The sequence below is a fragment of the Saccharibacter sp. EH611 genome (assembly GCF_009834765.1).
Lineage (GTDB): Bacteria > Pseudomonadota > Alphaproteobacteria > Acetobacterales > Acetobacteraceae > Saccharibacter.
The window spans coordinates 153,844-175,603 of the sequence record NZ_WVHP01000021.1; the positions used below are offsets into that span (position 1 = coordinate 153,844).

The following is a 21,760-nucleotide window of genomic DNA, read 5'->3' on the forward strand; positions in this document are numbered from 1 at the left end:
TTAAGCCTCTTCATGCACCGTTGAACGTGTTTCAGATTCCTCTTGTTCTTCTGACGTGAAGACGCATGTTTTACATAAAGTGAAATTCACAAACATACCGCAGGCTGTACCGCACATAAGAGCAATAACAGGCCAATGTTGGGTGATTGTTATGTAAGAAAGAACAAAAAGAACGACACCGCGGTTAATCACAAAACCCGGGAGATTGGCTAATAGAAAGCGCTTCCATTGTTGGAGAACACTGACTGAAGAATGGTCAACATGGCGGAAGGTCCATACGCGATTGAGGAACCATGTTCCGCTTGCAGCAATGAGGTAAGCGAATAAAACCGCGATTTTAAGAGATATGAATGTCTTTAGAAAAGTCGTACTGCTCCAGTCTATTATAAAGCCAACAGCGCCAACCATTCCAAAGTGAAAAAATTGGTGGAAAAGGCTTTTAAGCTGAGAGGCAGACGGAACATTCATGAGGTCACTCATGACATTAATGATTCCCATAATGCAATAATAGATGGGCCAAACGCACAAAAAAAGGGAACACCGGATAGGTGCTCCCTTTTTATCGAGGAGCTATTGCTCCAACGCAAGGAAATCTCTGAATTACTTCAGGATGATTTCAACGCGACGGTTCTGTGGCTCACGCGTATTTTTCGCGGTTGCAACCAATGGGTTGGTGTCACCATACCCGTGGATGTCGATTGCATTTGCTGGAACACCATTGCGAACCAGTTCAGCTTTCACGCTGTTTGCACGACGCAGAGACAGACCCTGGTTGTACTTGGTACCACGTGGGCCAGGATGTGCAGCGGAGTTATCGGTGTAACCGTTAACTTCGATGCGTGTGGTCTGCACGTGTGTGGAAGCCTGTGCAGCCTGTGACACGATCTCACGAGCGCGCGCGGTCAGGTCAGACTTATCCCAATCGAAGAAGACGAGATAGGTGCGAGCTGGCGTTGGGGCTGGTGGAACAACCACATGCGGAGCTGGTGGTGGTGGTGGTGGAGCGTTGTTGAAGGCATAGCGCAGCCCCAGGATGAACTGGTGCGTATAGCGTGTGCCCATCGTAACATGCTGATGACTGGTGTTGCGGTAATGCCCAATGCTCACACCGGAATCGCTAGCCGTTTGCCCAATGAAGCGGTACTGAGTGGTTAGAGCTAAGCCGGGGACACCTGGAATGTCATAAGCGGCACCGACGATACCTTGAGCAGCGAAACCACCATGAGTGGAGTTCATAGAAGCAACGTTAGAGCCGCTGCGCAGGCCCATGCGGTAATGTTGCCAGAGGTAACCGGCACCAACACCAACGAATGGTGTGACAGGAGCATCAATCCCGAACTGCTTCAGATCAATGTCATATAGAACATTGATGAAGCCACCATAACCCTGGTCTTTACCATGAGCGCGACGGCTCCCGCCGCGACTAATATCACCGCCAATGCTATGCGTGTGTGTCTGGTTATAAGCCCCTTCGACTTCGACACGCAGACCGTTACCAAAGCCCCAACCTGTGGAGAGATAACCATTGAAGCCTGTGCTGTGGTGAACGGTTCCACTCTGGCCCGTTGAATAGTGGGTGTGCTGACCTTGAACCAGGTTGTACCCTGCGCCCATGTCAACATAGGGACCGGTGATCGTGCTGGCCATGGCAAGCGACGGTGCAGCAACCATCGAGGTCATGGCGAGAAGTGCAGTACGGATACGCATTCTTGCTCGTCCTTGTTGTAATTACATGTAGCCAAGTCATCAGGTGAAACACACAGATGTTTACTTATCGATACCCAACGTGGCCCATGACAAAAACATAGTGTAAAACGGTAGTGGATAGAAGAGGTTATAAACGCGAACGTGTTAAGCGCTTGTAGTTGGTTGCAAAAAAGTCACACATAAAGCAATGTGGCAAAATTAAGCACAAAATACATTCCTCTCCTAAAGTCTTCTTCAGGTTAAACAGCCTTCATTATATAACAATTTATTAATATCTTCCATGGTGACCTCTTGTGAGGTGAAGGCTTCTCCAATTTTATGAAGTAAAACGAATTTCACACGACCGTTTTGTACTTTTTTATCATGCGTCATGTGCTCAATAAGAGTTGCTGCGCTGAGCTGTGTCGGAAGATCAGCTAATGTTGTTGGCATAGACAGAGCTGTTAAATGCTTATCAAGGCGTTCAAGGTCTTCAATAGGGGCAAGTCCCAATTGTACAGAGAGCGCTAAGGCCATATGCAGACCAATAGAAACAGCTTCGCCATGAAGAAGGCGTCCATCATAATGGAACTCGGCTTCAAAGGCGTGAGCAAAGGTATGGCCAAGATTGAGCAGGGCACGCCCGCCTTTGGCGGCACTTTCGCGTTCATCTGCAGCAACAACCTGAGCTTTGAAACGGCATGTGCGCTGTACAGCTTCTTCAAGGGCGGCACTATCACCGTCAAGAAGCTTCGCGCCATTTTGTTCACACCATGCAAAGAGTTCAGGGTCAGCAATAAGGCCGGATTTCACAATCTCTGCATAGCCTGCTACGCGTTGACGGCGGGGAAGAGTCTGTAAAACAGAGCTATCGGCTAAAACGAGCTGGGGGTGCCAAAATGCGCCGATAAGGTTTTTGCCTGTGGAGGCGTTGATGCCTGTTTTCCCGCCAACAGAACTATCCACTTGAGCAAGGAGTGTGGTGGGAATCTGTACAAAGGGCAGACCACGTAAGGCTGTTGCGGCAATAAAGCCGGCTAAATCGCCAACAACACCTCCGCCAAAAGCAATGATGGTTGTGGAGCGCTCAATCCCAAGGCGCAGAATCTCTTCAATAAGGGCACTATAGCGGGGAAGGGACTTGCTGCCTTCACCCGCAGGAATGCGCAGAACATCGAGTCGGATATGCGTGGGGGCAAGTGCTTTTTCAAGCGTGTCGAGGTGAAGATCCGCGACCGTTTCATCTGTAATAATAATCGCGTGGTTGTTGCTGATATGTGGCGCTAAAAGCGAAGCTGCACGTTCGAGAAGATTCGCTCCTGTAAGAATATCGTACTGATGATGAGCGAGCTGAATAGGCACGCGATGAGGGGCACGAAAATTTTGTAGAGCTTGATCAAGGGTGTGCACGCTATGATCCATAGTATCTTCTCCACACTGAACGATGATGTCTGCTTGAGCATAAAAAGGGGCACGACGAGCTGCGAGAGCGCGCAGAACGTCACGAGGGTTTTCATGAGCGAGTAGGGGGCGTGATGAGGCGTTTTTCTTAAGGCGGTTTGCGATGATGTCGGGGGGGACATCAAGCCATACGGTGCAAGCGTCAGGGGTCTGTTGAACGGCTTTGCGGGTGCGTGGATCCATCCATGCGCCGCCGCCCGTTGCGATGACGCAAGGCCCTTGTTGGAGCAGGCGTGTAATGACGCGGTGCTCTCCTTCACGGAAATAAGCTTCTCCATGATGGGCAAAAATATCGGCGATTGTTGTGCCGGCTGCTTTTTCGATTTCCTGATCGCTATCGATAAAAGGAAGATCGTAGCACTGTGCAAGCAGGCGGCCGAGGGTTGTTTTCCCTGCTCCCATAAGACCAACGAGGATAATAATGCGGGGCGGGTGCGCGGCAGAAGACGACGGGTGAGCAGACATAATGCCTTTTCTATCACGAGAAAAAGCTTCTATCATAGAGGGTATAGGAGAGGTATGGTGCCTTTCTTTGTTGAAGTTGTGCAACCGGCTTGAGTGAGGCTATCGTGGTGTAGGCCTTATGATGTGAGGGGTGATATGTTTCAATCGCGTTTTGGTCTTGTTCTTCTCCTGCTCATTGTCCTGTGCGGTGGTCTTGGTGGCGGTGTCATCTACCTTGGTCGGGTTCAGCCGCCGGCTCCGGTCATGGTACATCATGTTATTGCAGCGCCTCAGCAAGCTGCTCCGGTAGGTGGGGTGAGTTTGCCTGACGTGGTGCCAGGTAAGCCGTGACAAAAACGAGCACGGATAAAAGCGATATTACGGCTTCAGTCGGTGTGATTGAGGCGTTTTTGGAGATGCTTGCATCAGAAAGAGCCGCTGCCTTGCGAACGCGCTTGGCTTATCGTGCTGATTTGGAGGATTTCGCGTGTTGGGTGGCCCCAGCCTCCATTGCGGATGCCGCTTCTTCTGATCTGCGAGCTTATGTGGTGGCGAAGGGGCGGGAAGGTCTGTCTGTGCGTTCTCAAGCCCGGCGTCTTTCATCCTTGAGGCAATTTTATCGTTTTTTACTTCAGGATAATTATCGTGAGGATGACCCGACAGAGGATCATCCTATCCCAGGCTATCGGGCGAGCTTACCGCATCCGCTGAGTGAGGGGGAGATCAATACGCTTCTTGATAAGGGAACGTGTGGTCATGATGACCCCCGGCGGGATTATGTCTCGCGAGCTGCGATAGAGCTTTTGTACACAACGGGGCTCCGTATTTCGGAGCTTCTTTCTCTTCCGGCGAGCTGCGTGCAACGGCAAGAGGAAATGTTGCTGGTGCGGGGTAAAGGCGGGCGAGAGCGGCTAGTGCCTTTCGCAAAAGGAGCACGGCAAGCGGCAGAAGCTTTGGTACGTTATGATACGATTTTAGATAGTCCGTGGCTTTTCCCGGGGCGCAATCCACAGCGCCCGTTAACACGGCAGGGTTTTGATAAAATCCTCCATGCGTGTGCGCTAAAAGCGGGGTTTGATCCGCAGCGTATTAGCCCACATGTTTTGCGACATTCTTTCGCGACGCATTTGCTCAATCGTGGCGCTGATTTGCGTGCTTTGCAGATGTTGTTAGGGCATGCAGATATCGCGACGACGCAGATTTACACACAGGTTATGGGCGAGCGCCTTAAAGAGGCCGTGCAGAAATATCATCCGTTAAAAGAATGATCGGATGGTTTTTAGGCACGTTGTGTTTAGAGCGATTCCCTAAGATATGAATTTAGGACTGTTGTCAGCGGTAAGAGCATGCTATCGGGCCTTATTATGCGCCAGTTTCTAGATTTTGAAAAATCAGTCGCCGATCTTGAGACCAAGATTGAAGAGCTTCGCCAAGTAGGCAACCGGAGTGACGGTGCCGATCTGGACGACCTCAACATTGATGAAGAAATCGCTCGTCTCTCTGACAAGGCCGATAAGCTTCTTCGTGCGGTGTATAATAAGCTGACCCCCTTGCAGAAAGTGCAAGTGGCTCGTCATGCACAGCGCCCTCATGCGTTGGATTATATCCGCACTCTTACAACGGACTTTACGCCGCTCGCGGGAGATCGTGCGTTTGGTGACGATCAAGCGATGGTTGGTGGTCTCGCACGCTTCCATGGTCAGTCGGTCGTGGTGCTGGGCACAGAGCGTGGCGCGGATACAGAAAGCCGTCTTCGGCATAATTTTGGGATGGCCCGTCCGGAAGGCTATCGCAAAGCGCAGCGCCTGATGAAATTGGCGGAGCGTTTCGGATTACCGGTTCTTACCTTTGTCGATACAGCCGGGGCATGGCCAGGAATCGATGCTGAGGCACGCGGACAGGCTGAAGCGATTGCACGTTCTATTGATACATGCTTGGGTCTGTCTGTTCCCGTTGTGGCGACGGTCATTGGAGAAGGTGGTTCTGGTGGGGCGATCGCGATTGCCGCAGCAGATCGTGTGCTGATGATGGAACATGCGATTTATTCGGTTATTTCGCCAGAAGCCGCTGCGTCTATTTTGTGGCGTGATCCTAAGCTGGCTCCAGCAGCGGCTGAAGCCTTGAAGCTGACTGCACAAGACCTTAAGCGCCTAGGTTTGATTGACCGGATTATTGATGAGCCTATTGGTGGTGCGCAGCGTTTGCCAGAAAAGGCTGTGCAATGGGCTGGTGATGCGATCGCTGAAGAGCTGATGGGACTGAGACCACTATCCCCAGAAAGGCTGATTGCACAACGTCGCACGCGCTATCTTGAAATGACGTGCGGTAAGTAAGAGACGGCTCTGCTAAGCCCCTGCAAGACAGAAGATGTACACCACATCTCTCCGTTTGCAGGGGCTTTCTTTATATCATCTTGTTACGGTGCAGGCTCTCCAGAGATAGGTGTTACGCCAATCTGCGTTAGAAGAGATTTGAGAGCACGTCCAGCTTCTTGCACGGCATGAGAGTCGTAGCCTTTCGCAACAAGAGCAACGCCGTGCTTGTCACCTCGTGCAAAAGGGTAAGAGCCTAAGTCAATCGTTTTGAAATCTCCTTGCAGGGTCGTGAGAGCCTCTGCAAAGGTGCCTTCGTACACGTTAAAAGCATGCCAGCTGCACATGGTAAGTGGTGCGCCCGCTTCTAGCTGGGGGACGAGCCATTGTACCATGGCGCGGAAGATGGACGGCACACCAGCCATAACGTGCACGTTCCCGATGGAAAAACCGGGCGCTGTGGAGACCGTGTTCTTAATGGGGGTCGATCCTTCAGGGAGCCACGCCATTTTCTGGCGAGCTTGATTGAACGCCTCCGCAGGGAAGAGGGCATGAAGGGCATCATAACTTTCTTGATGACAGCGCAAAGCGACACCAAAAGCCTCGGCGATACAGGCTGTGGTGATGTCGTCATGGGTGGGGCCGATCCCTCCGCTGGTAAAGACCATGTCAAAACGTGCGCGGCATTCGGTGACGGCATCAATGATGCGTTGAGGAATATCGGGGATCACGCGTACTTCTGAGAGGGTGATCCCCTGCGCATTAAGGGCATGAGCAAGAGTTTGTGTATTGCTATCTCGTGTTCGGCCAGAGAGAACCTCATTGCCGATGACCAGAAAACATGCTGTTTTTGGGGACATAAGATTCCTCCGACACCTCCTGAAAACCTAAGAAATAGTGTAGGCTCTTCTGTAGAGCGACGAAAGAGTATCTCAAACAAAGAAAGGCATACGCTATGACGCTCGTGCATCATGAGCCAACATGTTTGTTAGATTTCCGTGCTACGCTTGGAGAAGGGCCCGTTTGGGTTGCTTCTGAAGGAGCCTTTTATTTTGTCGATATTTTAGAGCGCCGTGTCTATCGCTACCTTTTAGACGATGGGACATTGCAGGGATGGGATGCGCCTAACCGAACAGGTTTTTTGCTGCCTGTAACCGATGGCACTTTTCTAGCGGGATTGCCTGATGGGCTTCATCGCTTTGACCCTAAGACAGGGTATTTCTCTCATGCGTGTGCTGTGGAGCCAGATTTGCCGGGGAATCGCCTCAATGATGGTTGTGTAGACCCGCAAGGGCGTCTTTGGTTTGGCACGATGGATGATGGAGAAGAACGGACAACAGGCTCTCTTTACCGTGTTGAGTATAAAAATGGCGCCCTAGAGATTGCCCATTGGGATGATGGATATACCATTTCCAACGGCCCAGCTCTCTCTCCGTGCGGGAAGGTGCTTTACGCCTGTGATAGCCCGCATCAGCGTATTTATGCGTATGACATTGATGAAGGGGGTAATCTCATCCATAAGCGCGTTTTTGCGCGTTTAACCAAGGGGTTCCCTGATGGCGTCGTCGTCGATAGCCGAGGGAATCTCTGGTGTGGCACATGGGCTGGCGGCCAGATTACTCGGTTCCGTCCCGATGGCACAGAGATGGAGCCGATTGCGCTGCCTGTCTCGAATGTGACGAAGGTGGCTTTTGGTGGCGAAGATAATCGCACAGTTTTTGTGACCACTGCGCGGAAAGGGCTCAGCGCTGAAGAGCTGGCCCAGCAGCCACAAGCCGGGGGGATTTTTGCTTTCAGAACAGACATCCCCGGCCAAGCGCAACAAGCCTTTCGCCTTCCTTGAGACTGCAAGGGCGTACTAGCCCAAACGTTCCTGAAGTTTGGGGATAAGGGGCAGGTCTGGCTTGGGCATTGAGTAGTCACCGAGTGTGCTGACAGGTGCCCATTCTAGGGCTTGTCCCTCACGACCGATCGGCGTGCCTTCCCATTTACGGATTAGATAAAGCGGCATGAGGAGGTGGAACGCGCCGCAATTTTCGCTCACAAATGTAAAGGGCTCGAGCGCTTCAATGGCAACGGTAACCCCAATTTCCTCCTGAAGCTCGCGGATGAGTCCATCTTCTGGGGATTCGGGCGCTTCTACCTTTCCACCGGGGAATTCCCAACGACCAGCAAGCGCTTTCCCTTCTGGGCGCTGTGCAAGCAGAACCTCGTTAGAAGAGTTAATGAGAATACCCGCAGAAACGAGAAGCGTGCGTGGGCGAAAAGGCGTGGGCATGTCAGTCTCCTAAATTTAACAAGAGAAATAAAAAGGCAGCTTACCTCAGGAATTGCGTTCTTTATGTCACAGATTGATGCGGAAAAGGGATAGGTGGGGGCTTTTTTCTTGGCGAATAAGCGATGGTCTGGGTAAGGACAAGCCTATACGCCTGTTATAGGGATGGTTGATAAAGGCCATTCTTATAATGTGAAGTAAATTCTTCAAGACGTGGAGTGCCTGACGCGTTGCGCCGACATTTTCTTCTTTCCTCTGTGGTTATGTTTTCCTGGACAGGATTGGCCTATGGCCAAAGCGCTGTCGCTCCTCATGCGCGTGAGATGTCTAAAAAACAGTCGACATCTACTGCGCTTAAACATCGTGCAGGGACGCATAAGAAAAAGTCTATGATGGCTCAATCGCCCGAGACGCTTTCTGTGCGGGTCAATCGCCATGTGAGCCGCGGGGCTGAGATGGCCGTGCCAAAGTCGATCATGAAGCAATATGTGCCCGGCACCAGCCCTTATCGTGCGCTAGACCGTATGCCCGGTGTCAGCTTCATGTCGACAGACCCTTTTGGCATCGATAGCTTTGGGGCAAACCTCTATATGCGTGGTTTCTTTATGAACCAGCTGGGGGTGACGGTTGATGGCGTGCCGCTCAATGACCAGACCTATCAGTCTGTCGCGGGCATGAGCTTGGCGTCCGCCATTATCTCTGATGATATTGATTCGACAACCGTCTCCCAAGGTGGGGGCGGGGTGGATGTGCCGTCTACCAATACACTAGGCGGGACGATCCGTTTTGAATCGTCTAATCCGAACGACAAGCTAGGTGGGAAAGTCAGCCAAGGTTTTGGGAGTTACGATTCTTACCGAACCTATATACGCTTTGATTCGGGGCGTCTGAACCAAAGTGGCACAAAGTTTTACACGTCCTATGCGCGAACCGATGCAGGCATGTGGGAGGGCGCTGGGCGTCAATTCCAGCAGCAGGTTGATGCCAAGTTGGTGCAGCCGTTGGGCGAGCGTAGTAAGCTTTCTGCCTTTTTTAATTGGTCAGATTTACAGCAATGGAACTACCCAGATTTGTCTGCTGGGATTATCCAAAATCTGGGCTGGCGCGTGCCGCATCTTTATCCTGATTACAAACGGGCTTATGGCGTTGCGCAACAATGCCAGAATAACCCCAACCCGACGGTTCCCGGGTATAGCGGTGCGCCGGGAATTTCGAGCTGCCAGACAGCCCTTTATGACGGCGGGCAGCGTGAAATCAATTATATGGGCGGCCTTAATTTAGACCTCGCCCTGACAGATCGTTTGTCTTGGCATACGACGCTGTATGGCCATAGCCAGACGGGGTATTATAGCTATTCTGATTATGAAGACCCAACCTCTGCTGAGGTGCCGCTTTCTGAAGAAGTGTGGCAGAATCGGCAGGAACGTTACGGGATTTCGTCCAGTTTACGCTATCATTTAGGCCGCCATCATATTGAAGGGGGCATTTGGTACGAAAATGATAACCAGCAGGCAGGGGTGTATAATTACCCTCAGCCGGCACTCGGTCAGGGGGCTCCGTTAAAAGCGATTGGCCCTTATACAACTTATGGGGCAGGGCGGCAGCGCTACAATTTTGAGTGGCGCACGAATGTTGTTCAGACACACATTCAAGATACGGTAAACATTCTACCCGGCCTGACGTTTAATGCTGGGTTCCGTTCGATGATTGCTCAAACATCCGGTGGCGCTAATGCCAACGATGCGGACTGGACGGGGGCATCCCAATTGCCGAATGGGACGCTGAACGCAACGCGCGCATTTTTGCCGCACTTCAATCTAGACTGGCATCTTAATCGCCAAAATGAGTTCTATATTGATGTCGCAGAAAATATGCGTGCCTACGAAGTGTCAGGCTATGGTGTCGCGAATTCGCTTTATTCTGTGCAGGATCAAGCCACGTTCCAGCAGCAGAAAAGCGTAGCAAAGCCGTCGCGGGCCTGGACGTATATGGGCGGGTACCGCTTTACGTCACATTTCGTGCAGCTTGATGCCACAGTGTATCATTCCACTCTGTTACATCAGCTTTCTGCGGCGGCGGTCGGGACATTGACCAATCCGGTCTCTCAAGTCATTGATTTTGGTCGTATTTCAATGACGGGGGCCAATGGCATGATCACCGTGATGCCTCTCCCCGGGCTTAGTATTACGAACAGCCTGAGCTACAATAAAGGCACCTACGACCGCGATGTGAATACCCCTAATGGAAGCTGGAACCTCAAGGGGAAAAATATCGTGAACTACCCGGCATGGATGTACAAAACTTCCGTTGCGTATTCATGGCGCGGGGCCACCGTTCATTTTGATGCGAATTATTATGGGAAGCGTTATTATAGCTACCTTAATGATACGTCGGTTGGCAGCTACTGGGTGGCGAATACGGGCATGTCTTACCGCTTTAAGAAGCTGGCGGGGGTGCGTGATGTTGTGGTCAGCTTCAATGTCTATAATCTCTTTAACAACAAATATATCTCGACGATGGGTGAGAATAATAACCCTGTCCAAGGAGATTATCAGTCTATGCAGCGTGGATCTCCACGGCAATTCTTCGGAACAGTGAGCGCTGCTTTCTAAGAGAGAAGGCTTATACGAAGATGCGAGAAAGGGCTGAGGGAAATCTCAGCCCTTTTTTGTGGCGTTAGAGAGAGCTGAGTTCAGCACTGAGCGCTGTAATGAACTGGATGGCAACACGGCCAGAACGGCTGCCGCGCGTCATCGCCCATTGGAGAGCACGACGGTGGAGGTCTTTCTTGTCGATCGGCAGAGCGCGTTCTTTTGCATAGGCGTCAATGATGGCAAGATAATCGTTCTGCGAGGCTCCATAGAGACCGATCCACAGACCGAACCGGTCGGAGAGAGACACTTTCTCTTCAATGGCCTCGGAAGGATTAATAGCATCGCCTGTTTCATTGTCGATCATACGGCGGGGCATAAGATGGCGACGGTTTGATGTGGCGTAAATAATGACGTTGTCAGGACGGCCAGCAATGCCACCATCAAGGACAGATTTGAGCGATTTATAATCGGCATCCTGCTCTTCAAAAGAGAGATCATCACAAAAGAGGATAAAACGCCGAGAGCTCTGGCGCAGCAAGGCCAGCAGCTTAGGGAGGCTGCGCAACTCATGGCGGGGAATTTCAATAAGGGCCAAGGGTGCTTTGCTGTCTGCACGTAGCTCAGCATTCACAGCGGCGATGGAGGCTTTAACAAGAGAGGATTTCCCCATCCCGCGCGCTCCCCAAAGCATTACATTATTGGCGTCCAACCCACGGGCGAAGTAGCGCGTATTGGCCATCACACGTTCTTTCTGGTTCTCAATCCCGCGGAGTAGGGCGAGTGGCTGGGCGCGCATATGAGGGATAGGGCATAGCGTGCCTAGAGCTTCTTGCCAGAGGAACGCATCCACAGAAGGATCTGTCAAAATTGACGGGTTTGTGGGCGGCGGAGCAAGGCGCTCTAAACTTTCCGCAATGCGTGTAAGTGTTGGAAGAAGTGATGAAAAGTCAGGAGTGGGCATAAGTGCTCTCAGTAAGAATGCTTGACGCAAAGCCCCTTGGCGATATGGTCGGGACTCTTTCTTTTCAGGATGGAATCAAAAAAACCGATGAACAATCTCTTTTTCTCAACGGCTTATGCTGCTGATGCGGGCGGCATCTTTAACCCGACAGCTTTGATGCAATATGGCCCTATCATTCTGATTTTTGGTGTTTTCTATTTTTTGCTGATTCGCCCGCAGCAAAAACGTCAGAAAGAATTGCGTGAGCAGCAAAATGGTTTGCGCCGTGGTGACAAGATCGTGACGGCTGGAGGAATCATCGGTGTTGTGCAGGCAACGCGTGAAGATTCTCAAGAAGTTGAAGTAGAAATTGCGTCCGATGTAAAAGTGAAGATTGTACGCAGCACCATTACAACGGTTATCCCACGCGATAAGCCAACAAACGATAATTAAAACGTCATTGATTGATGGTTATAAAAAACCCTGCCCGGTGAAGGCAGGGTTTTTTGTGCGCTATCAGCCTTACATTAGGCGGATTTCAGCATCTCTTCAGCAAATTCATAATTTGCCAATTTGTCGAGGAAGTTGCTGATATAATCTGGGCGACGGTTGCGGAAGTCTAGGTAGTAAGAATGTTCCCACACATCCAGCCCGAGCAGTGCACGACCTTGGTCTTCAGCAAGTGGGTTGCCGCCATTGGGTGTTTTCGTCACTTTCAGCTTGCCGTCTTTGTCTAGAACAAGCCAAGCCCAGCCAGAACCGAACTGCGTTGCAGCAGCCTGCTTAAAAGTGGTCTTGAAGGTTTCAACAGAACCGAAATCTTCAACGATCTTCTTCTCTAATGCGCCTGGGAGTTGGCCACCCTTTGGAGAGAGGCTGTTCCAGAAAATACCATGGTTCCAATGCTGACCAGCATTGTTGAACACAGGGGCTAATTCTGGGTTAGCATGGGAGAAAGTGATGATTTCTTCCAGCGTTTTCCCAGCAAGCTCAGGTTTGCTTTCCACAAAACCATTAAGGGCTGTGACATAAGCTTGGTGATGCTTGCCGTGGTGAAGTTCCAAGGTTTCTTGGGACATGCCATTACTGGCAAGAGCATCGACGGAATAAGGCAATGTTGGAAGTTCAAAAGCCATAATAAATATATTCCTCAAAAAGGAGAGAAGCGGTACCATTTAGCTAGGTATCCACTTCTCTTCCGTCAAGGCATGGTTTTATGAAGGCGCGTTTGCGACGTCGGCTTCCATCTGTGCAAACAGAGCGGAATAGTCTTCATCGCGGTGGCTCAGGTTCGAGCGTGCCAATTTCTGTGCAGCAACGGCCATGCCAGACATATCAACGCCTGTTTTGCGCCCAGCGTCTAGCAAAAGCCCCATGTCCTTGTTCATCAACCGGGTAGGGAACTGGGATGGGAAAGACTTGTTATGCGCCATTTTTAGCTTACGCTTATGGTGCGGGCTGATGACGGCGAGCTCTTGAAGCGCATTAAACAGCATATCGCGGTCTAACCCTTCAGAAAGACCATAAGCCAGCCCTTCTGCAACGATATTGAGCGTTGCGCCCATCACACCATTGACGACGAGTTTAAAGCGAGCAGCCGAACCAGCAGGGCCGGTATGAATGGTGATACGGCCCACAATGTCGAGGATTGGGCGAGCACGTTCCAACACGGCATCTGTGCCACCTGCAAGCATAATAAGCTCACCGCGCTCGGACTCAGGTGTGCTGCCGGACATCGGCGTATCCAGCACGTCAACGCCATGCTCATGGGCGATTTTTGCGAGATGATCGGCCTGTGGGGGAGAAACGGTGGATGTATCGAGAATGAGCTGCCCTTTACGCAAACCGGCGAGAAGGCCGTTTTCACCGTTGAGGGTTTTGTTCTCTGCATTGTCATCAGGAACGCACAGAATGATGACATCAACGTTTTCTGCCACTTCCCGTGGGGATGAGAGCATCGGCACATTAGAAGGCTTGCCCGCCGCTTTGCCGGACGGGGTAAAAGCAACGACATCGTACCCTGCTTTTTTGAGGTTTTCACCCATTGGGACGGCCATGGCGCCATAACCAACGAAACCAATTTTTTTATCTGACATGGATATTCCTCCTTTGGATGCCCATATGGCGTCAGAGAGGACGGGATTTTCAAGGGGGGCTGACAGACTTTCCCGAAAATTCTCCCGTTATCGTGTAGATTTTTACCATTATGGGCGGTGAGTGCTGTGTCTCGTTATGATTATCCTCGTCCTGCTCAGGATGAGATTACCCCAAGACCGCTTTTTCTGTCGCGGCGTCAGATTATGGCCGGGATCGGGGCTTCCGCGGCCAGTGCGTTGACACGCCGCGTTGCTGAAGCGGACACGCTCAAGACACATCCCGGCCCCTATAGTGCTGCACTCACACCGACGCCACGCGATGATGTGCGGAATTACAATAATTTTTATGAATTCGGAATGGATAAGGGAGACCCCGCAGCCCGTTCAGGTGAGTATCATCCCTTCCCATGGACGCTAGAGATCTCGGGCCTCGTGCAGAAGCCACAGCAGATAGATGTAGCGGGTCTTTTGAGGGCAGCTGATCTTGAAGAACGCCTCTACCGGATGCGTTGTGTCGAGGCATGGTCGATGGTGATACCGTGGAATGGACTGCCCCTTCATCAACTATTGGAGCGGGCAGAGCCTTTACCTCAGGCGCGTTATGTGGCTTTTGAAAGTATCGTTCGGCCTTCTGAGATGCCCGGCCAACGTGATGATTTTTCTGGAATTACATGGCCTTATCGAGAAGGGCTGCGTTTGGACGAAGCGCTTCATCCGCTCACTTTTCTTGCCGTCGGAGCCTATGGCGAGTCTCTTCCCAATGCCAATGGGGCGCCATTGCGGCTCGTTGTGCCATGGAAATACGGCTTTAAAGGCATTAAGGCGATCCGTCGTATCCGCTTAGTCGCAGAGCCCCCACCAACGACATGGAACCAGCTGGCTCCGCAAGAATATGGCTTCTATGCCAATGTAAATCCACAGGTGGATCATCCACGTTGGAGCCAGGCACAAGAGCGCGTTATTGGTAGCCATAGTTTGTTTGGTGAAAAACGCCAGCCAACCTTGATGTTTAATGGTTATAGCGAGCAAGTGGCTTCCCTTTACCAAGGGATGGATCTCCGTGAGGATTATTGAGCTGTTTTCTAGGGGAAAGAAGCTGAGATATGGCGTGAAGAAGCATTGGCGGTTTGTGTTGTATCCGCTTGGCTTGTTGCCTGCACTCTGGCTGTTAAAACAAGGGATTGATGGGCAGCTTGGAGCCGATCCCGTCAATGTGTTTGAACGGGGGCTGGGGCTGTGGGCCTTTCGGTTTTTGGTGCTGTGCCTGTGCGTTGCGCCTCTTTACGCAAAAACAGGGCTCAATTTTCTGCGTTATCGTCGTCTGCTCGGGCTGTTGGCTTTCTTTTACGCGAGCTTTCATCTTGTGGCGTATATGGGGCTCGATGCGGGGTTTAATCTGTCAATCCTGCTCAAGGATATGACGCATCGGCCATTTACTATCCTAGGAATGACAGCTTTTACGGCTCTACTGCCCTTAGCATTGACCTCTAATCGCTGGGCCATGCGCTGGTTAAAACGCGGTTGGAAGCGCTTGCATCTGCTGGTATTCCCAGCAGCTTTATGTGCGATGGTGCATTTTTACCTGTCTTTTAAAACATTAAACGACATGTCTGCTTTTTACGGTGCACTAATGCTGTGTTGTATCATGGTGCGTTTGCCGAAATGGATGAAGGGGATCAGGAAAATCATCCCTTATGGAAGAGCCATATAGCGGAGTAATCTCACGTTTTAGAGAGAAGTTTGTATTTTATTTTATAATACACTCTCAAATAGGGCAGACTGCCCATATTGTGACGACTATTATAGATATATTTTTTTAAGCATATAGACAGGCCCGTTTGAAGCGCTCATGGTGAGAGCGTTTTTAAAGCATTGCGCCATGATGGGCAGAAGGGAGGAGATACGGTGTCGTTGGGGTCGATTAAGCTTCAGCCTTCCACCCGTAATGCCGTCCTTTTTGCCCTTCGTACGACCATCGCTTCTCTCGTTGCTTTAGGCATTGCAATGTGGATGGAGCTTGGTCAGCCGCAATGGGCTCCCATGACTGTTTGGATTGTTGCGCGGGATTCGCGCGGTATGAGTATGTCCAAAGGGCGCTGGCGTATCGCAGGGACGCTCGTTGGCATGGTTGGTGGAATCACGATGATTGGGCTGGTGCCGCAACATCCGTGGCTCTTTTTCCCAATGCTGGCGTTGTGGATGGGGGTTTGCTCGGGTTTTGCCTCCATGACGGATAATTTCCGTGCGTATGCATTGGTGCTGGCTGGTTACACAGGGGCCATTATTGCCATGCATGCCGTAACGCAGCCGGGGGAAGTTTTTCACGTTGCGATGCAACGCGGCACTTACATCATTCTTGGTGTGGTCTGTGAGATGGTCGCGGGCATGGTGAGTGTGCCCGGGGCAGCGAAAGCGGCTCAAAAACAGCTTGAAGGCGATTTAACTCATCTTTTGGAGAGTTCGGCACAGGCTCTAGGGGGAGTGATCCGGCGTGAAAAAGGTAGTGAAGCCCGCTTATCGTTGCTTTTGGGGGCTTTGCAGCGTTTTAACGATCAGCTCGAATTTATTCGGATTGATACACAGCATACAGGCCGTCATGCTGACCGCGCTTATATGACACTTGGTCGAGTGGCTGTGGTTTTGTCGCGTGGGCTGGGGTTACGCTCGCGTATTCTTTCCGTAGGTCGTCTTTCTCCCTCTTTGAAGGACGAACTTGAGGAGTTTGCTTCTGGAATGGATGCAATCGCTCCTTTGCTTTTAGATGCTTCATTGGCAGAGGAAGCACTTCAGCATGCGGAGGCGATGCTTGGAAGTTGTCGGAAAAAATTGGCGCTCTACCTGCCGCGCGATGATAGTGCAGCTTTGCAAGAGGGGATTGTCCTCACTGGTGTGGAAGTTCTTCTCGAAGATCTCTGCGCGATGCTGTCGTCACATTATGCGGGCACAAAACATATTGCAGCGCCAAAAGCGCGAGGCTTGCACCGTCATCCAGACTGGGGAATGGCTTGGGTTAACGGGACGCGAACATTTGTTGCGATGATTTGGGGAGCGTTTGTATGGGAAGTGACGGCATGGTCTAATGGGGGAACCTACTTGGCACTCATCGCGGTGGCATGTGCGCGTTTTTCCTTGTTTGATGACATGGTTCTGGCAAGCCGCTTCTTCTTCTATGGCGCATGCGTTGCTGTTTTAGCGAGTATTGTCCCTGTTTTTATCATCATGCCGATGACTTCGAATTTTGAAGTCTTGGCTCTTATTCTCGGGACGCTTCTCTTCCTCGGTGGGTTGGCTTTGCGCGCTCCGCAACCTTTTGTCGTGATGGGGGCAGGGTACACTATGTTCCTCCCTTGGGTTATGGAGCTTGATAATAATACCCACATTGATGAGATCACGTGGGTCAATACATCCGTAGCACTTCTTTTGGCACTGTTTAGCGGTGTGGTGAGCTTCCGCGTTATTTTCCCATTTACGCTGCAAAGTACGTGGCGCATGTTGCGTCGTCAGCTCTTTAAAGGGATGAAGCGTCTCAGTAACGGCTTGGCAGAGCGCCAGACGGAGTATGACTGGGTGGATGATACGACCCAGCAAATGGAGCAAACCCTGCGTCTTGCTGGTAAAATTCCTCAAGAAAGTTATGAAGCCGTGTTGCGCGGAACGCTCTCCGTCATGACCGTTGGGCGGAACCTACTGATGATCCGTAATCATGTGAAAGAAAGACGTTTGCCTTTAAGTGCCCTCCAAGAGGCAGAGCTTCTGGTAGGACAAATTGTGCAGATGGACGCAGAGGGGGCGATCGAAGGGGAGGATTATTCTGAGCAAGAATTTCGTGAAGAGCAGGGTGAGCTGTGGATGCTCTTTCACCAAACTCTTGATATCGAAGCCCGTCGAGATCTTGCCCTTGCTCTTGGGTCACTCCGTATTATTCGTGTTGAGCTTTTGGCAACGCGGAACTTTTTGAAAAAGAACTTTACCTTTGTGGAAAATCAAAAAACGTTAGCTTCATAAATAGAATGTAGGCGTGCGCCGAACGATAAATGGTCGCTGGATTGGCTTCCCAGTCTTTTTGAGGCCGCGAATCGATAAATACTCTCTCACAAGAGCCGTAATATCGTGGGCTTTATTGAAAGAGAGTAAGGCCTCAGATGAACGACGAGCACTGGATGTATTTGTAAAAAATGGCGTGTGCAGAACGAACCATCTAATGCAACGAGAGCACTTTTTCTTGATGATACAGAGCGTGATGAGCTTATGAAAAACCCCTTCCATTGGAGAATGGAAGGGGTCGATCTGACTTATGAAAAAGCGAAAGAGCTTTGATCTCAATCTTCGTCTTCGTCGTCATCATAATCGGCAGGGTGGCGGATGGGGCCGCGAGGGCGCACGTCAGGTGCTGGGCCGGCAGCAGCAGCGCGTGGGTCGGTATTGCGTCGTGTAAAGCGATGCGCGATGTCAGACAGCTCAACAAAATGATCCGTTTGACGACGAAGGTCATCACCAATCATAGGCGGTGTTGTCCGCACAGATGAAATGACCGTCACGCGTGTACCTTGTGCTTGAATAGCTTCGACTGCACGACGCAGATCCGAATCACCACTGATGATAACGGCGTGGTCGAGATGAGGGGCCTGCTCCATAAGGTCAACGGCAAGCTCCACATTCATGTTGCCTTTTACGCGCCGTTGTCCAGAATGGCTGGTAAATTCTCGTGCTGTTTTAGTCACAAGGTGGTAACCATTGTAGGCAAGCCAATCTGTGAGCGGACGTAGAGGGGAATAATCCTCTGTTTCAGGCATTGCGGCATAATAAAAAGCACGCTGGAACATGCAAGAGCGCTCGAAAAGGGCGCGCAATCCTAGAAAATCTACCTCAAAACCAAGGTTGCGAGCTGCGTGATGGAGGCTCGCTCCATTAATGAAAAGGGATGTACGGTCATTTGATCTGAGAAGAAGATTAGACATATCTCACGTTATTTTTAAAAGATGGAAGGGCGACAGCTCCGCTATAAAGCAAAATCGATAATTTTATATAACAATTTTGCTTTATGACCTAATCGTATCGTTTTACTGCGAGAAAGACAAGAAGCCAGCTTTGCATTGCGTCAATAAAACGCTTCATGATAGACTGGAAGGGAAAACTCACAACCATTTTAGATAATAGCAATGGGTGTGAGTGGCAGTGATTTGTTTCTGAGATGAAGAGGAAGCCAGTTTTATGGCGCGCGTAACGGTCGAAGATTGCATTGAGAAGGTTCCCAACCGCTTTGAGCTGGTGCTGCTGGCTGCACAGCGCGCGCGCGGTCTTTCTCGCGGGGAAGAAATGAAGGTTTCACGTGATAACGACAAGAATTCTGTCGTTGCCTTGCGCGAGATTGCAGAAGATCACGTTAATCTTGATGAGCTACGCAACGGTATTGTGCGCTCGATGGGCCATCAGCCTGAGGTTGAGCCTGCTGATGAAGAAGTAATGGATTTGATCCCGACCGATCAAAATATCTTCGGTTTGCAGGATGTCTCTGCAGAAGAAGAAGCGTCTCATAAGGCCGCTGATTCAACAGAGACAGGGCGTGGGCGCCGCTAAAACGCGTTTATGTCTGTGTGTCTTGGATCGTAATCAGCAGGTAGAGGCTGCACCATGATGACCATGCCGTCTTCTCCCATCTCTCCATTGGAGGAACGGCATCCTGCCGAGGAGAGCCTCCCTGCTGATGCGTTCCGTCCGTCCATCAGTGGTTTGTTGGAACGGATCAAAAGTTACGACCCCTATGCCGACCTCGCTCAGGTTGAGGCAGCTTATGCGATTGCAGCAGAAGCGCATAGAGGGCAATGCCGCGATAATGGTGATCCCTATATTACGCACCCGATTGCGGTTGCGAATATTTTGGCCGGTTTCCGGATGGATCCCGTGTCCATTATGGTGGGGCTCTTGCATGATACCGTTGAAGATACCGGTGTCTCGCGTGAGCTTCTAGAGCGTCAGTTTGGGCAGGATGTTGCGTCTATTGTTGATGGCGTGACGAAATTAACGCGGCTCGAATTACAGTCCGATCGTACAAAGCAAGCGGAGAACTTCCGTAAGCTTGTGTTGGCTATGTCGCGTGATATTCGTGTGTTGATCGTCAAGTTGGCTGATCGGTTGCACAACATGCGCACGCTCCATTACGTGCAGCGTCTTGACCGGCGGCAACGTATTTCGCGTGAGACGTTGGATATTTACGCGCCCCTAGCGGAGCGTATCGGGATGGATCGCGTTAAGACAGAGCTTCAAAATGTCGCTTTTGTTAATTTAGAACCAGAAGCCGATGCCACGATCCGCGCACGTTTAAATTATCTCCGCGGGCAGGGCGCGGATATGATTGAGCAGATCCGCCGTGAGCTCGTGCGGTTGTGCCAAGAGGCTGGGCTCAAAGATGTTGAGGTGATGGGGCGCGAAAAATCTCCTTATTCTATTTGGGAGAAAATGAAACGCCGCAATGTCGCTTTTGAGCAGCTTTCCGATATTATGGCGTTCCGCATTGTCGTGCCAACGCGTGATACATGCTATGCGGCATTGGGGGCTGTTCATGCGGCTTATCCGATGATTGCTGGGCGATTTAAAGACTATATTTCAACGCCTAAAGCCAATGGATACCAGTCCCTTCATACGGGGGTGACGCTCTACCGGCCGCATAGCCAGAAAATTGAAGTGCAGATCCGCACTCCAGAGATGCATGACCTTGCTGAAAACGGGGTTGCGTCTCACTGGGCGTATAAAGAGCACAGCACACCTGCAGAGAATGAAGCGGCTGTTCTGTCAGAAACATTTGAGACCTACACCCGTAAGTTGCGTTGGGTGCAGGATCTGCTCGATATTTTGGAAGATAGCCAAGAGCCTAATGAGTTTCTTGAGAATACGAAGCTGGAGCTTTACCAAGATCAGGTTTTTTGTTTCACGCCTAAAGGAAAACTGATTCCGCTTCCTCGTGGTGCTACGCCCATTGACTTTGCTTATGCGGTGCATAGTCAAGTTGGGGATCGTTGCGTGGGCGCCAAAGTCAATGGGCGTCTTGTTCCCTTGCGTCATACGCTCGAAAATGGCGATCAAGTTGATATTATGACAGCCCGTGGAGGAACGCCTTCTCCGTCATGGGAGCGCTTTGTTGTAACAGGCAAAGCGCGTGCGCGTGTGCGGCGTTTTGTGGCATTGCAGCAGCGGCAAAGCCATTTAGATAACGGACGTGGGGCTATTGCGCGGGCTTTCCGACAGAAGAGCGTTGATGGGTCAGAAAAGGTACTGGAGCGTATTTTACAGCCCTTAAAGCAGCGTAGTTTAACGGATCTCTACGTGGCAGTTGGTGCTGGACAGATTGAAGCACGTGATGTTGTCGGAACAGCTTACCCTGAGCTTGCACGCCAAGGGCGGGCTCCGCGTGTGGTGCCGGGGCTGTCTCCTCGGCTGGAAGCGCGGGTGGACCAGCGCCCTGTGCACCAGCATAAAGGGTATGAAGGCTCTATTCTCAACGGTGTTGGGCGTGGCATTGAAGTCCACTTTGCAGGATGTTGCCGGCCTATCCCTGGTGACCGCGTGGTAGGGATTATCGCACAGAGTCGTGGTGTGACAGTGCACCGGCGGGAATGCCATAATCTTTCTGTCTTTGCGGAGACGCCGGAACGCTTTCTAGAAGTCTCCTGGAATGAAGAAGCCGTCGATAGCACGCGTAAAGATGCGCCACGTTACACAGCACGCCTCTCTGTTGTTGCAGGGAATGACCCAGCTGTTTTGGCCGCTTTGACTAATTTGGCCACGCGACATGAGGCCAGTGTAGTGAATTTACGCATTACCAATCGACAGCTCGATTTTATGGAGATTCTCGTCGATATTGAGGTTAAACATCTCAAACATATGGCGACAGTTTTGGCTGCTTTCCGGGTGGCTGATGGCGTTATACAGGTGGAAAGAGCAAAGGGGTGACGGCC

20 protein-coding genes are annotated in these 21,760 nt (G+C 51.1%); 11 read left to right on the top strand and 9 right to left on the bottom strand.

The window, feature by feature from the left end:
• The 3 genes from GS535_RS06005 to aroB form a co-directional block, all read right to left on the bottom strand.
• Window positions 1-480 (bottom strand): GtrA family protein, encoded by a 480-nt coding sequence (locus GS535_RS06005; RefSeq protein WP_160791231.1) that lies wholly within the window; start codon window positions 478-480, stop codon window positions 1-3.
• Window positions 481-600: 120 nt separating this feature from the next.
• A complete protein-coding gene (locus tag GS535_RS06010; RefSeq protein WP_160791232.1) occupies window positions 601-1,707 on the bottom strand; it encodes an OmpA family protein in 1,107 nt (368 codons plus the stop codon).
• Between the two features lie 234 nt (window positions 1,708-1,941).
• Complete coding sequence (aroB, locus tag GS535_RS06015) at window positions 1,942-3,612, bottom strand: 3-dehydroquinate synthase (RefSeq protein ID WP_160799175.1); 1,671 nt, start codon at window positions 3,610-3,612, stop codon at window positions 1,942-1,944.
• 135 nt (window positions 3,613-3,747) lie between these two features.
• Between aroB and GS535_RS06020 the strand changes: the two genes are divergently transcribed.
• The 3 genes from GS535_RS06020 to GS535_RS06030 all read left to right on the top strand — a co-directional run bounded on the left by GS535_RS06020 (window position 3,748) and on the right by GS535_RS06030 (window position 5,924).
• Window positions 3,748-3,942: a hypothetical protein gene (locus GS535_RS06020; RefSeq protein ID WP_160791234.1), complete on the top strand. Its 195-nt coding sequence runs from the start codon at window positions 3,748-3,750 to the stop codon at window positions 3,940-3,942.
• Window positions 3,939-4,859: a tyrosine recombinase gene (locus GS535_RS06025; protein WP_160791235.1), complete on the top strand. Its 921-nt coding sequence runs from the start codon at window positions 3,939-3,941 to the stop codon at window positions 4,857-4,859. Before GS535_RS06020 ends, GS535_RS06025 begins: the two co-directional genes overlap by 4 nt.
• 96 nt (window positions 4,860-4,955) lie before the next feature.
• Window positions 4,956-5,924, top strand: a complete 969-nt coding sequence (locus GS535_RS06030) for an acetyl-CoA carboxylase carboxyltransferase subunit alpha (RefSeq protein WP_160791433.1) — start codon at window positions 4,956-4,958, stop codon at window positions 5,922-5,924.
• 83 nt (window positions 5,925-6,007) lie between these two features.
• Here the strand turns inward: GS535_RS06030 and GS535_RS06035 are convergent, their stop codons facing one another.
• The gene (locus GS535_RS06035) at window positions 6,008-6,763 is read right to left on the bottom strand and encodes a molybdopterin-binding protein (protein ID WP_160791236.1); all 756 of its coding nucleotides are present in this window, start codon (window positions 6,761-6,763) and stop codon (window positions 6,008-6,010) included.
• Between the two features lie 95 nt (window positions 6,764-6,858).
• Here GS535_RS06035 and GS535_RS06040 point away from each other — a divergent pair, with 95 nt between their 5' ends.
• Complete coding sequence (locus tag GS535_RS06040; RefSeq protein WP_160791237.1) at window positions 6,859-7,746, top strand: SMP-30/gluconolactonase/LRE family protein; 888 nt, start codon at window positions 6,859-6,861, stop codon at window positions 7,744-7,746.
• A 15-nt stretch (window positions 7,747-7,761) separates the two neighbouring features.
• Here the strand turns inward: GS535_RS06040 and mutT are convergent, their stop codons facing one another.
• Window positions 7,762-8,181, bottom strand: a complete 420-nt coding sequence (gene mutT / locus GS535_RS06045) for an 8-oxo-dGTP diphosphatase MutT (protein WP_160791238.1) — start codon at window positions 8,179-8,181, stop codon at window positions 7,762-7,764.
• Between the two features lie 215 nt (window positions 8,182-8,396).
• Between mutT and GS535_RS06050 the strand changes: the two genes are divergently transcribed.
• Entirely contained in the window at window positions 8,397-10,790 is a 2,394-nt protein-coding gene (locus GS535_RS06050) for a TonB-dependent receptor plug domain-containing protein (protein ID WP_160791239.1), read from the top strand.
• Window positions 10,791-10,854: 64 nt separating this feature from the next.
• Here the strand turns inward: GS535_RS06050 and GS535_RS06055 are convergent, their stop codons facing one another.
• Entirely contained in the window at window positions 10,855-11,733 is an 879-nt protein-coding gene (locus GS535_RS06055) for an ATP-binding protein (RefSeq protein WP_160791240.1), read from the bottom strand.
• An 87-nt stretch (window positions 11,734-11,820) separates the two neighbouring features.
• Here GS535_RS06055 and yajC point away from each other — a divergent pair, with 87 nt between their 5' ends.
• Entirely contained in the window at window positions 11,821-12,165 is a 345-nt protein-coding gene (gene yajC / locus GS535_RS06060) for a preprotein translocase subunit YajC (RefSeq protein WP_160791241.1), read from the top strand.
• A 74-nt stretch (window positions 12,166-12,239) separates the two neighbouring features.
• Here yajC and GS535_RS06065 read toward each other — a convergent pair whose 3' ends face one another.
• Both GS535_RS06065 and GS535_RS06070 read right to left on the bottom strand, forming a co-directional pair.
• On the bottom strand, window positions 12,240-12,848 hold the full coding sequence (locus GS535_RS06065) for a superoxide dismutase (RefSeq protein ID WP_160791242.1): 609 nt from the start codon (window positions 12,846-12,848) through the stop codon (window positions 12,240-12,242).
• Between the two features lie 78 nt (window positions 12,849-12,926).
• Complete coding sequence (locus GS535_RS06070) at window positions 12,927-13,814, bottom strand: NAD(P)-dependent oxidoreductase (protein WP_264873465.1); 888 nt, start codon at window positions 13,812-13,814, stop codon at window positions 12,927-12,929.
• A gap of 120 nt (window positions 13,815-13,934) precedes the next feature.
• On the opposite strand from GS535_RS06070, the gene msrP reads away from it, so the two are divergent.
• The 3 genes from msrP to GS535_RS06085 all read left to right on the top strand — a co-directional run bounded on the left by msrP (window position 13,935) and on the right by GS535_RS06085 (window position 17,813).
• A complete protein-coding gene (gene msrP, locus GS535_RS06075) occupies window positions 13,935-14,882 on the top strand; it encodes a protein-methionine-sulfoxide reductase catalytic subunit MsrP (protein ID WP_160791243.1) in 948 nt (315 codons plus the stop codon).
• Between the two features lie 34 nt (window positions 14,883-14,916).
• Window positions 14,917-15,519 carry a protein-methionine-sulfoxide reductase heme-binding subunit MsrQ gene (gene msrQ, locus GS535_RS06080; RefSeq protein ID WP_370518124.1) on the top strand — a complete coding sequence of 201 codons (603 nt, stop codon included), beginning with the start codon at window positions 14,917-14,919 and terminating at the stop codon, window positions 15,517-15,519.
• Between the two features lie 194 nt (window positions 15,520-15,713).
• On the top strand, window positions 15,714-17,813 hold the full coding sequence (locus GS535_RS06085) for an FUSC family protein (protein WP_160791244.1): 2,100 nt from the start codon (window positions 15,714-15,716) through the stop codon (window positions 17,811-17,813).
• Window positions 17,814-18,127: 314 nt separating this feature from the next.
• On the opposite strand, the gene GS535_RS06090 is transcribed toward GS535_RS06085, so the two are convergent.
• Entirely contained in the window at window positions 18,128-18,766 is a 639-nt protein-coding gene (locus tag GS535_RS06090) for an NYN domain-containing protein (RefSeq protein WP_018979163.1), read from the bottom strand.
• Window positions 18,767-19,019: 253 nt separating this feature from the next.
• Here GS535_RS06090 and rpoZ point away from each other — a divergent pair, with 253 nt between their 5' ends.
• Both rpoZ and GS535_RS06100 read left to right on the top strand, forming a co-directional pair.
• Window positions 19,020-19,385, top strand: a complete 366-nt coding sequence (gene rpoZ, locus GS535_RS06095; protein ID WP_160791245.1) for a DNA-directed RNA polymerase subunit omega — start codon at window positions 19,020-19,022, stop codon at window positions 19,383-19,385.
• Window positions 19,386-19,439: 54 nt separating this feature from the next.
• Window positions 19,440-21,755 (top strand): bifunctional (p)ppGpp synthetase/guanosine-3',5'-bis(diphosphate) 3'-pyrophosphohydrolase, encoded by a 2,316-nt coding sequence (locus GS535_RS06100; protein WP_370518125.1) that lies wholly within the window; start codon window positions 19,440-19,442, stop codon window positions 21,753-21,755.
• Window positions 21,756-21,760: the final 5 nt, after the last annotated feature.

Coding starts and splice junctions, on each gene's coding strand:
- GS535_RS06005 (WP_160791231.1), bottom strand. CDS start 480: ATGAGTGACCTCATGAATGTTCCGTCTGCCTCTCAGCTTAAAAGCCTT.
- GS535_RS06010 (WP_160791232.1), bottom strand. CDS start 1,707: ATGCGTATCCGTACTGCACTTCTCGCCATGACCTCGATGGTTGCTGCA.
- aroB (WP_160799175.1), bottom strand. CDS start 3,612: ATGTCTGCTCACCCGTCGTCTTCTGCCGCGCACCCGCCCCGCATTATT.
- GS535_RS06020 (WP_160791234.1), top strand. CDS start 3,748: ATGTTTCAATCGCGTTTTGGTCTTGTTCTTCTCCTGCTCATTGTCCTG.
- GS535_RS06030 (WP_160791433.1), top strand. CDS start 4,956: ATGCGCCAGTTTCTAGATTTTGAAAAATCAGTCGCCGATCTTGAGACC.
- GS535_RS06035 (WP_160791236.1), bottom strand. CDS start 6,763: ATGTCCCCAAAAACAGCATGTTTTCTGGTCATCGGCAATGAGGTTCTC.
- GS535_RS06040 (WP_160791237.1), top strand. CDS start 6,859: ATGACGCTCGTGCATCATGAGCCAACATGTTTGTTAGATTTCCGTGCT.
- mutT (WP_160791238.1), bottom strand. CDS start 8,181: ATGCCCACGCCTTTTCGCCCACGCACGCTTCTCGTTTCTGCGGGTATT.
- GS535_RS06055 (WP_160791240.1), bottom strand. CDS start 11,733: ATGCCCACTCCTGACTTTTCATCACTTCTTCCAACACTTACACGCATT.
- yajC (WP_160791241.1), top strand. CDS start 11,821: ATGAACAATCTCTTTTTCTCAACGGCTTATGCTGCTGATGCGGGCGGC.
- GS535_RS06065 (WP_160791242.1), bottom strand. CDS start 12,848: ATGGCTTTTGAACTTCCAACATTGCCTTATTCCGTCGATGCTCTTGCC.
- GS535_RS06090 (WP_018979163.1), bottom strand. CDS start 18,766: ATGTCTAATCTTCTTCTCAGATCAAATGACCGTACATCCCTTTTCATT.
- rpoZ (WP_160791245.1), top strand. CDS start 19,020: ATGGCGCGCGTAACGGTCGAAGATTGCATTGAGAAGGTTCCCAACCGC.
- GS535_RS06100 (WP_370518125.1), top strand. CDS start 19,440: ATGATGACCATGCCGTCTTCTCCCATCTCTCCATTGGAGGAACGGCAT.